This is a genomic window from Streptomyces sp. NPDC058469, assembly GCF_042721125.1.
Lineage (GTDB): Bacteria > Actinomycetota > Actinomycetes > Streptomycetales > Streptomycetaceae > Streptomyces.
This window is the reverse complement of sequence record NZ_JBHXME010000013.1, coordinates 93,959-102,925: the sequence shown is the minus strand read 5'-3', so window position 1 is coordinate 102,925 and position 8,967 is coordinate 93,959. Positions and strand designations below refer to the sequence as shown.

General features: G+C 69.5%; 7 protein-coding genes. 2 read left to right on the top strand and 5 right to left on the bottom strand.

All coding sequences use genetic code 11. The features are described from left to right. Positions 1–216 precede the first annotated feature (216 nt). The 5 genes from ACFWP5_RS10095 to ACFWP5_RS10075 all read right to left on the bottom strand — a co-directional run bounded on the left by ACFWP5_RS10095 (position 217) and on the right by ACFWP5_RS10075 (position 5,743). Positions 217–1,305: a DUF5937 family protein gene (locus ACFWP5_RS10095; protein WP_384153142.1), complete on the bottom strand. Its 1,089-nt coding sequence runs from the start codon at positions 1,303–1,305 to the stop codon at positions 217–219. A 102-nt stretch (positions 1,306–1,407) separates the two neighbouring features. Continuing rightward, the gene (locus ACFWP5_RS10090; RefSeq protein ID WP_384153139.1) at positions 1,408–3,294 is read right to left on the bottom strand and encodes a CocE/NonD family hydrolase; all 1,887 of its coding nucleotides are present in this window, start codon (positions 3,292–3,294) and stop codon (positions 1,408–1,410) included. Between the two features lie 40 nt (positions 3,295–3,334). Beyond that, positions 3,335–4,180, bottom strand: coding sequence for a substrate-binding periplasmic protein (locus ACFWP5_RS10085; RefSeq protein ID WP_384153136.1), 846 nt, complete (start codon positions 4,178–4,180; stop codon positions 3,335–3,337). Between the two features lie 31 nt (positions 4,181–4,211). Beyond that, the gene (locus ACFWP5_RS10080) at positions 4,212–4,946 is read right to left on the bottom strand and encodes an amino acid ABC transporter ATP-binding protein (protein WP_384153133.1); all 735 of its coding nucleotides are present in this window, start codon (positions 4,944–4,946) and stop codon (positions 4,212–4,214) included. Continuing rightward, on the bottom strand, positions 4,943–5,743 hold the full coding sequence (locus ACFWP5_RS10075; RefSeq protein WP_384153130.1) for an amino acid ABC transporter permease: 801 nt from the start codon (positions 5,741–5,743) through the stop codon (positions 4,943–4,945). The genes ACFWP5_RS10080 and ACFWP5_RS10075 overlap by 4 nt, the downstream gene beginning before the upstream one ends. Positions 5,744–6,229: 486 nt before the next feature. Here ACFWP5_RS10075 and ACFWP5_RS10070 point away from each other — a divergent pair, with 486 nt between their 5' ends. Together ACFWP5_RS10070 and ACFWP5_RS10065 are read left to right on the top strand one after the other, a co-directional pair. Further along, complete coding sequence (locus ACFWP5_RS10070; RefSeq protein ID WP_384153127.1) at positions 6,230–6,709, top strand: hypothetical protein; 480 nt, start codon at positions 6,230–6,232, stop codon at positions 6,707–6,709. A 392-nt stretch (positions 6,710–7,101) separates the two neighbouring features. After that, complete coding sequence (locus tag ACFWP5_RS10065; protein WP_384153124.1) at positions 7,102–8,331, top strand: MFS transporter; 1,230 nt, start codon at positions 7,102–7,104, stop codon at positions 8,329–8,331. Positions 8,332–8,967: the final 636 nt, after the last annotated feature.

The following is an 8,967-nucleotide window of genomic DNA, read 5'->3' as shown; positions in this document are numbered from 1 at the left end:
AGCCGACGTCCTCTTCGCGATGCTCCGCGACGGCACCTTCTACCAACCACCAACCCCGATCACCCCTTGACCGAAGTCATAGGGGCACCCCCCCGTGACGGCGCCCCGCCCCCTGCACTCCACCGCTCGAGGTTTCCCCAGGTCAGGTACGAAAGGCCTGCTGGAGTACTGGTTGTCGGCCGCCTCGGCGTCGCGAGCCGATGACCGTCCGGCCGGTCAGCGCATCACCGTGGTGAGGACGTCGGCGCCGAGGCTGATGAGCGGTTCCGCGTGCAGCCGATGGAATACCATGCGGCCCTCGCGCTTCGAGGTGACGAGGCCGACCTCGCGCAGCCGCCGCAAGTGCCGGGACACCTGGGGCTCACCGATCCCCATGCGGGCAGCGAGTTCCGAGGTGGTGATGGGCTCGCCCAGCAGGTGGCGGCACAGCTCGAACCGTGCGGGCTCGGCGATGGCGGCGAGGCGTTCACGTACCAGCCGCTGGGAGACCGGGGACTGTTGTTCCCAGTCCCCCGCGATGAAGTGCACCACCAGGGGCAGGCCTTCATCCACCTTGAGGATCAGGTGCGGCCACCCGCGCATGGTCGGCACCAGGAGGCAGCCGCTCCCGCGGACTGTGCCGCGTGCTGACTGGAGTTTGTCGTACGAGACCCGCGCGGGATGCTGCGTGAAGGTCGCGGTGGGGCTGACGGAGGTGAGCACGGTGCTCACCGGGGCGGTTCTCAGCTGGTCGCGTACCCGTGCCGTGACATCGGTGAGGCGCGGGCCCACCTTGGCCCACTCGTCGTCGAAGAACACCTCCGCGCAGTGCGCGAGAGTGTCGACCAAGCCGGTGCGGAACCGCTCGGGGTCGCTGACCAGGGCGTTCGCCAGTTCTCCGCGGGAGAAGGAGCGTCGTTCGCAGGACTTCACGAAGTCGTGCCGCTCGACGCTGCTGTGCAGTACGTTCTCGCTCGGGGGATTGACACCCCACCCGCGGATCCCGTCGGCCGCCAGCGGAACGAACACGCCGAGGTCGAGACGCAGCAGTTCGTCCAGCTCCTGAGCCAGAGTGCGGTCGAGCGGCGCGTGCAGTGGGAAGAACAACCGGCACCGATAGCGGGCCCACAGCGGCGAGTAGTACCGGAGCTCCTGAGTGAAGGATCCGGTCAGCCGTGCGCCGGTCCGTGCGAGCCAGGTCCGTGACTCCGGATGGTGTTCCGGCTCGGCCAGGACGTGCAGACACGACAGAAGCTCGGCGAGCGGGGAGGTACCCACCGTGAAATCGGACGCGTTCGCGCCTTCGACATCGAGCACGACGACCACGCGATCACCTTATGGCAGGCTCGCCGCGCACCACCAGGCGAGGGCCCGGGGCAGGGCCTGGGCTCGTTCGCCGGCGGTGCGCGGGCGGTGGGACGAGTGGGTTCACCCAGCGTCGTCGGTGCGGATCACCGACAGGGTCAGCCAGGACGCGGCGCCGGGAGCCAGGTGGACGCGGTTGGCCGCGACGACGCGGCGGCGGGAACCGGCCTCCGTGCCCCCGGTGTTGGGGTTGAGGTCGAAGCGCGGGAAGTTGCTCGACGACACGTCCAGCCGGATGCGGTGGCCTGCCGCGAAGAGGTTCGCGGTGTCGGGAGCTGTGACGGTGATGGGGTAGACCTCCCCCGGCACCATCGGCTCCGGCCTCTCATAGGAGTCACGGTATCTGGCGCGCAGGATGCCGTCGGTGAGATTCATCGCGTACCCGTTCGGGTAATCGGGCGTCGGCGGGTGGACGTCGATGAGCTTCACCGTGAAGTCGGTGTCCTTGGCGCTGGAGGAGACGGAGAGCCGCACGGTCACCGGCCCCGCCACCGTGACGTCTTCCGCCAGCGGCTCGGTCTCGAAGGCGAGCACGTCCGGTCTGCTCGACAGCGGAAGGTACGGCGGCCTGCTTCCGTACACCTGCTCGTCCGTCCGCTGGTCGAAGGCGCCGCCGACCATGACGGGTTCGCCCGAGGTGACCTGCCCGCCGATCGTGGGTACGGGGTCGGCGGGGTCGTAGTCGTACTCGACGTACCTGTCCACGCCCGCCGCGGGTTCCTGCCGGGTGAGCGCGCCCCGCTCACGCAGGTAGAACCGTACGGTGTCGGCCTGCTGGGGCGGCCAGCTGTCCGCCGTACGCCAGGCGCCGCCGTGGTCCAGCCTTCCCTTTGCGGTGCGTCTGCCGGTGCCGCCGCCCATCAGGAAGTACTGCACCTTGGGGTAGTGGCCTGGCTGTGCGCCGTCGAGGTGGAGGGCGAACCAACGGGCGCGGAACTCCAGGTAGTCGGGGGCGAGGCTGCCGTCGAGGGTGGCGGTCGGCCCGAAGTCGACGTCTCCCGCGTGGTGGTCGCTGCGCGCCCCGTGGGTCCACGGCCCTATGACGAGGTACGTGGGGCTGGACTTGCGGGCGCCCAGCTCCTGGAAGTTCTCCACAGCAGTGCGGACGTACGGGTCGTACCAGCTGACCATGTGCAGGGTCGGGACGTCGGGGAACGCGTCGTAGTAGCCGCGGCCGTAGATGCCGAGCTGTTTCCAGAACCCGTCGAAAGGCCCGCGCTCCCACTGGTCGAGGAGGTAGTCCTCGTACTCGGGGACCGCGCGCAGCGGCGACGCTCCGCGCCTCCACGGCATGGCACCGAACCAGGCCTTCAGGTCCTGGGAGGTGAGTGCGGCCATCACCACGGGGTCCGCCTGGGCGGCGGGACTTTGGATGGCGTGTTGGAAGGCCCAGGTGGCCTGCTTCAGCTCGAACGCGCCTCCCATGCGCACGCCTGCCTCGTAGGCGCTGGCGAAGCCCCCCGAGTCGATGAACATCGCGGCCAGGTGGTCAGGGGAGAGAGACGCCAGCGCGGTCTGCGCGTGGGCGGAGTAGGAGACGCCGGTGGTGACGACCCGGCCGTCGCACCAGGGTTGCTCCGCCAGCCACTCGACGGTGTCGTAGCCGTCATGCGCCTCGCCGAGGTACTTCACGAACGTGCCCTCGGAATCGCCCCTGCCGCGGCAGTCCTGGCGCACCACGTGAAAGCCGTGCTCCGCGAAGAACGCTGCCTGTGTCTCGGGCTCGATGGGCACGCCGTGCCGGTCAAGCCCATCGGAGCCGCGCCGCTGCCGCCTGCCGTACGGAGTGCGTTCCAGCAGGACCGGACCGGGGGCGGGGTGTTCGTCGCGGGTGTAGAGATCCGCGACGAGGACGGTGCCGTCGCGCAGCGCGGTGTGCACGACGCGCCGCCACACGGTGCCGCCGTCCGGCAGTTCCACGGGTTCGGCGGCGGTGTCTGTGCCGGTCATCGCCATCGGGTTCGCCTCCCCGGCGCCGGCCGGTCTCGATTCACTGCGCGGCCTGGTTCTTCAGACCCGGCCAGATGTTGATCAGCTGGGGCGTCGGCGGCTCGGCGAACCACTTGTCGTACGTCTTGAGGAAGCTGCCGTCCTGCACCATCGCGGCGATCTGCTGGTCGATGGCCTGTTGAAGCTTGGTGTTGGATTTCTTCACGGCCATCGCCGTGGCGTGGTCGACCGGCGCGGAGACGGCCACCTTGAGGTTCTTGTACTGCTTGCGGTAAGCGTCGGCGTCGGGTCCACCGACGACGAAGGCGTCCAGGCCGCCGGAGAGGAGCTTGGAGACGGCGGCCGGCTGCGTCTGGAACGAGGTCAGCTCGGAACCGGGCATCCTGTCCTTGACGAAGTCCTCCTGGACGGCTCCGGTGACCGCGCCGACGTGCTTGCCCTTGAAGTCCGCGAGCGTGCCGGCGTCGTTGTCCTTCGTGACGAGGACGTCGGTGGTGCTCCAGTACAGGCCCTTGGTGAAGGCGACGGTCTTCTGCCGCTCCGGGGTCACGCCGAGCCCTGATGCCGCCAGGTCGTACTGTCCCGAGGAGAGCCCCTGGAGTGCGCCGGGAACGGTGGTCGCCTTGTACGTCACCTTGAGGTGGAGCCGTCCCGCGACCTCATTGGTGAGGTCGACGATGAAGCCGACGGGCTTGCCGTCCTTGGTGGCGCTGGCGAAGGGAGGCTGGTCGGTGGAGACGGCCGCGACGATCGTGCCCGGATCCTGGAGGCCGTACGGGTCGTCGGCCGCCGAGTGGTCACTGCCTCCGCCGCAGGCGGAGAGGACAAGCGTGCCCGCGGCTATCAGTGCCGCCGTGGCGGAGACGCCGAACGGAGCTTTTCTCATGAGCTGGGTTCCTTTCTGGAGAACCTGGGATCTAGAGAACCTGGGAGAGGAAACTGCGCAGTCGAGGGCTCGTCGGGTTCTCCAGGAGGTCGCCGGCCGTGCCGTGTTCTTCGATCCGGCCCTCGTCCATGAAGATCACCCGGTGGGCCACCTCACGGGCGAAGCCCATCTCATGGGTGACGCAGACCATGGTCATTCCGGAGGCGGCGAGTTCCTTCATGACGTCGAGCACGCCCTTGACGAGCTCGGGGTCGAGCGCGGACGTCGCCTCGTCGAAGAGCATGACTTCGGGCTCCATGACCAGGGCGCGTGCGATGGCGACCCGCTGCTGCTGGCCGCCGGAGAGATGGGCGGGCCTGCTCCTGGCGAGGTGGGCGAGGCCGAGCGTGCGCAACTGGGCGTGCGCTTTCTCCTCGGCCTCGTCCTTGGACAGGCCGCGTACCTGCCGCGGCGCCACGGTGAGGTTTGCCAGGACGCTGAGGTGCGGGAAGAGGTTGAAGTGCTGGAAGACCATGCCGATGCGGGCACGCAGCCCGTCGACGTCCACACCGGGGCCGGTGAGGTCCGTACCCGCGACCGTCACACTGCCGCTCGTCGGCCGTTCCAGGAGGTTGAGGCACTTGAGCGCGGTGGATTTGCCCGAGCCGGAGGGGCCGATGACACACACCACCTCGCGCTCGTGCACGTCGAAGCTGACACCGCGCAGCACCTCGGTCGTGCCGTAGGACTTGCGCAGGTCCTGCACACTGATCACGGTCCGGCTCACGCCTTGGCCTCCTTGCTCAGGTCGTCGTGCGGGGTGACGACTGTGGCCGTCGGCGTGGGAAGCTCCTCGGCCATGGCGGTCGCCGGGAGCGGGCGTTGTGTCGAGGGGCCGTCACGGAGGCGTCGGTCGAGCCAGTTGACGAAGTAGGTCAGCGGAATGGTGATCACGAGGTAGCAGAGTGCGGCGGCGACCAGCGAGGACGAGTTGTACGTGGCTGCCTGGTGCTCCTGGGCGATGAAGTAGAGCTCGCGCTGGCCGACGGAGAGCCCCAGCAGATAGACCAGGGAGCTCTCCTTGATGTCCACGATGAACTGCCCGGTCAGAGCCGGGAGGACGTTGCGGATGCCCTGCGGGACGATGATCACCCGCATGGTCCGCAGGTACGACATCCCCAGGCTGCGGCCCGCCTGCATCTGCCCTTCGGGTACCGACTGGATGCCGGAGCGGAAGATCTCGGCGCAGTACGCGGCGGAGATCATGCCGACGGCGATCACGGCGTACCCCAGCGGGCTGCGGCCGAAGGGCTGGATACCCGACGCCGGGAGGCCGAGGCCCACCAGGGAGACGGTCACGATCGCCGGAATCCCGCGGAACACGTCCACGTAGATCCGCGCCGGCAGCCGCACCCATCTGCTGGTGGAAAGCAGCAGCATCGCGAGCAGCATGCCGACCACGAGACCGAGGACGATGGCGAGCGCGGCGATCAGCAGCGTGTTGCTCAGGCCCTCCGTCAGGAGGGTGGGCAGGACGCTGCTGATCTCGTGCCAGTCGAAAAAGGTGTGGAGGAAGTCGTGCACGGGAGCTCCGATCGCCACGAGGCCGTAGCAAGGCCCCGACCTCGGTGTTTGCGACACCTTAGGGGCGCGGAGCGGCGATCCGGCCAACCGTTGCGCCTAGGTGGTAACTGTCCGGGCGAGGCGGTACCGGCCGCCTGACGGTGTGGGAGCACTTCCGCCGCATGCCGGAGACCATCGGCTTCTCCAACGAGCTCTGCTGCAAGGGCAGCTGCAGTCCCTGCGGCAGTACGGGCGGACCGAGTGCAGCCCCTGCGCGGTCCAGGTACTGGATGGCTTCGTAGAAGGCACCGGCCGGAAGCGGATCAACCGCCCAGGGGCCGAACGGCTGGTAGACGAGGTGACGCGCTGCTGTGCCGACCCCACCTGTCAGCGCCGCACCAGGGGTCATCACCCTGCCTGGCGCAGCTCAGAGGTACCTCATCCGAGCCGCTCGCGCTGGGCGAGGAACGACTGGTCGGCTCGGACCGCACGGTCAGCTTCAAGTCGGTGCGTTACTCGACCACGCCGGGCTACACCGGCGCGAGGGTGTGGTGCCGGGTCGTCGGCGAGGAACTCTCCAGCACCGCCCGCACCAACTCCGGTGACCTGTCGGAGATTTGGCGCCACCAGCTCTCCACCCCGGGTGTTCCGCAGATCATCGACGCGTATTGCTCGGACGGCCGCAGCACCCACCAGCCGAGGCTGCGGCCCCGCTCGGAGGCGGAGATCGCGTTCGTGGGCATCGGTCCCGGAGCGGGCCACTGGCTCAAGGAGGCCGGACCCGTCGGCGCGGTCCGTATCCGTGCCAAGATGGCCCGCGCGGTCGAGCCCGCCACCGTCCTGGGCAACGACAAGGTCGACCAGGCCCTCGGACTTGCGGCCACGGCCGGGCGCTTCGCCGACGAGGACCTGCTCTCGATCCTGGGACACATCGCCGAAAGCAAACCCAGCGGCCAATTATCGCCGCGAATGGCCACCTATCGCTGAACGTGACCGTTCGCGGTTGTTGGCGAGTAAGGCGGGTTGGCTGCGCTGCTCACGCGGTTTCTGTTCACGCGGGTTGGCGGTTTCTGTTCGCGACAGCTGGCGCGAGAAGGGGCTTCGTTGGTCACGAAGAGTGCTGGGTGTAGCTCTTCCTGAGTGAGATCGCTGCAGGCCAGGAGTTCGTGTCTGCGCGCCGTTCCTCTATCCTTGAGGAGGTCATCAACTACCGCATGACATCTGCCCGGTGATGGAGTCGGCGTGGGGTGCGCATCCCCGCTCCACGCCACCACTGGACGGCTTCAGGCGCAGCCACGGGTCGGCACATCCGGACGCCGACGACGCCGTTGGCGCGTCCCGCCGGGCGGCGAAAGAGATGCGCCGTGCCTTCGGCGTCGATGAACTACCGTACTCTGCTGCGCACTTCGGGTGCCGCGGCTTTCTTCCTTCCCGCTGCTGTCGGGCGTTTGGGCATCGCCATGACCGGGATCGCCATCGTCTGGCTGGTGCACGCGAGCACCGGGTCGTATGCCGCTGCGGGTCTCGTCACCGGCGGATTCGCTGTCGCGGACGCCGTCGCCGGGCCCCAACTCGGGCGCCTTGTCGACCGGTTCGGGCAGACACGGGTGCTGCCCTGCGCGCTGGGCGCACATGCCGGGGCCGTGGCGCTGCTGCTGGCCGGCGCCGTTCCGGACCTCGTGGCCGGAGTGCTCGTTGGGGCGACGCTGCCCCAACTCGGTGCGCTGTCCGCCGCTCGCTGGTCAGCCCTGTTGTCCGGCGAGCGGGCGGCCGCACTGCCCACGGCCTTCGCCCTGGAGGCCCTCGCCAACGGCGTGTCCTACCTGGCCGGCCCGGCCCTGGTAAGCCTCCTTGGTGCGGCGGGCCGCCCGGGCGCCGGAGTGCTGCTCGCCGCCGCGCTCGTCGTCGGTGGCGGGCTGGCCCTCGCCGGCCGGCGTCGTACTGTGCCGCCCCTCACTGGGCGCGCCGAACGCCGGCGCGCCGGACGCGCCCTGTTCCGCTCCGCATTCCTGCGGCAGGCCGCGCTCGGCCTCGCGCTCGGAGTGTTCTTCGGCGCGATGCAGGTGTCCGTTGCCGCGTACGCGGTCGGACGTGGCACGCCGGACGCGGCAGCGCTGCTCTATTTCGCATCCAACTGCACGAACCTGGTGGGTGGTTGGGCCTACGGAACATGGCGCCACGGCAGCTCACCCCGGCGCCGCCAGGCGGCAGCCGCCGCCTGCCTCACCCTCGCGAGCCTCCCGCTGACCTTCCTCGGCGCGCCCCTCGCCATCGGCGCCACCCTCGCCCTGACCGGACTCGCCGTTCCGGTCCTGCTGATCCTCGCCTCCGTCCTCACAGAGGCGTCGGTCCCGCGTGCCGTCCTCACCCAGGCATTCACCTGGGGCAACTCCGCAAGCGCGGCAGGATCAGCGGGTGCCGCGGCGGTCGCGGGGCGGGTGGTGGACACCTTCGGTGCGCACGGCGGTTTCGGTCTGGCGGCGGGGGCCACGGTGGTGATGACGGTCCTGGCACTCGGCGGTCTGCGGCACTCATCACCGGATGTGCCGAAGCCGTCCGCGCCCGCGGAAACCACGGCACCGACCCGCCGGGGCGGTTCAGACTGCTAGCCCGGCCGCGCACTCCTCCAGGAGCGCTCTGAGGGACCGGACGTAGGGGTCCCGCCGGGCAAGGAGCGTTGTCATCCTCTCGCCGACGGGACTTCGACGGGCGAGCGCTGTGCCGGCGCCGAACGTGAGCGGGGCGATGCTGGGGGGCGAGACGCCACTCGCTCGCGACAGGAGGCCCCCGTAGGCGCAGTCCTAGCACGGACCGCACTGTGAAAGCCGGCCGTCAACGTACCGTGGGCACGGGTGCGTAGCGGTGGAAGCGGGCGTACGCGGCGAGTTTCGCGGCCAACCGTTCGGGGGCCCGTAGCGGCGCGGTGGTGTCCAGCAGATGCAGATGCAGATGCCGAGGACACGACCGGGGTCGAGGTCGTCGGCGAAGCGACCGGCGCGCGCTGCTCGCAGTGCGGCTGCTGATCGAGATGGACGGCCTGGACGCCGGTGCTCTCGTACGCCTCGGGCGTCAGGATGAGCAGGTAGCGCCCGGAGGGGAAGGCGGCGGAAGGCCGAGCGGCGTGGATGGCGTGGACCCCCGCCGTCTCTGCAGTACCACGGGGCCGGTGGCGTCGGCGGAGTGTTTCTGAACCCGAGGCGTCATGCCAGCTCTGCTTCCGTGCGGACGCCGGGGCAGCCGAAATG

Excerpts from the sequence above, each read along its gene's own strand:
- ACFWP5_RS10090 (WP_384153139.1), bottom strand. The coding sequence starts at position 3,294 with ATGACCGGCACAGACACCGCCGCCGAACCCGTGGAACTGCCGGACGGC.
- ACFWP5_RS10085 (WP_384153136.1), bottom strand. The coding sequence starts at position 4,180 with ATGAGAAAAGCTCCGTTCGGCGTCTCCGCCACGGCGGCACTGATAGCC.
- ACFWP5_RS10065 (WP_384153124.1), top strand. The coding sequence starts at position 7,102 with ATGAACTACCGTACTCTGCTGCGCACTTCGGGTGCCGCGGCTTTCTTC.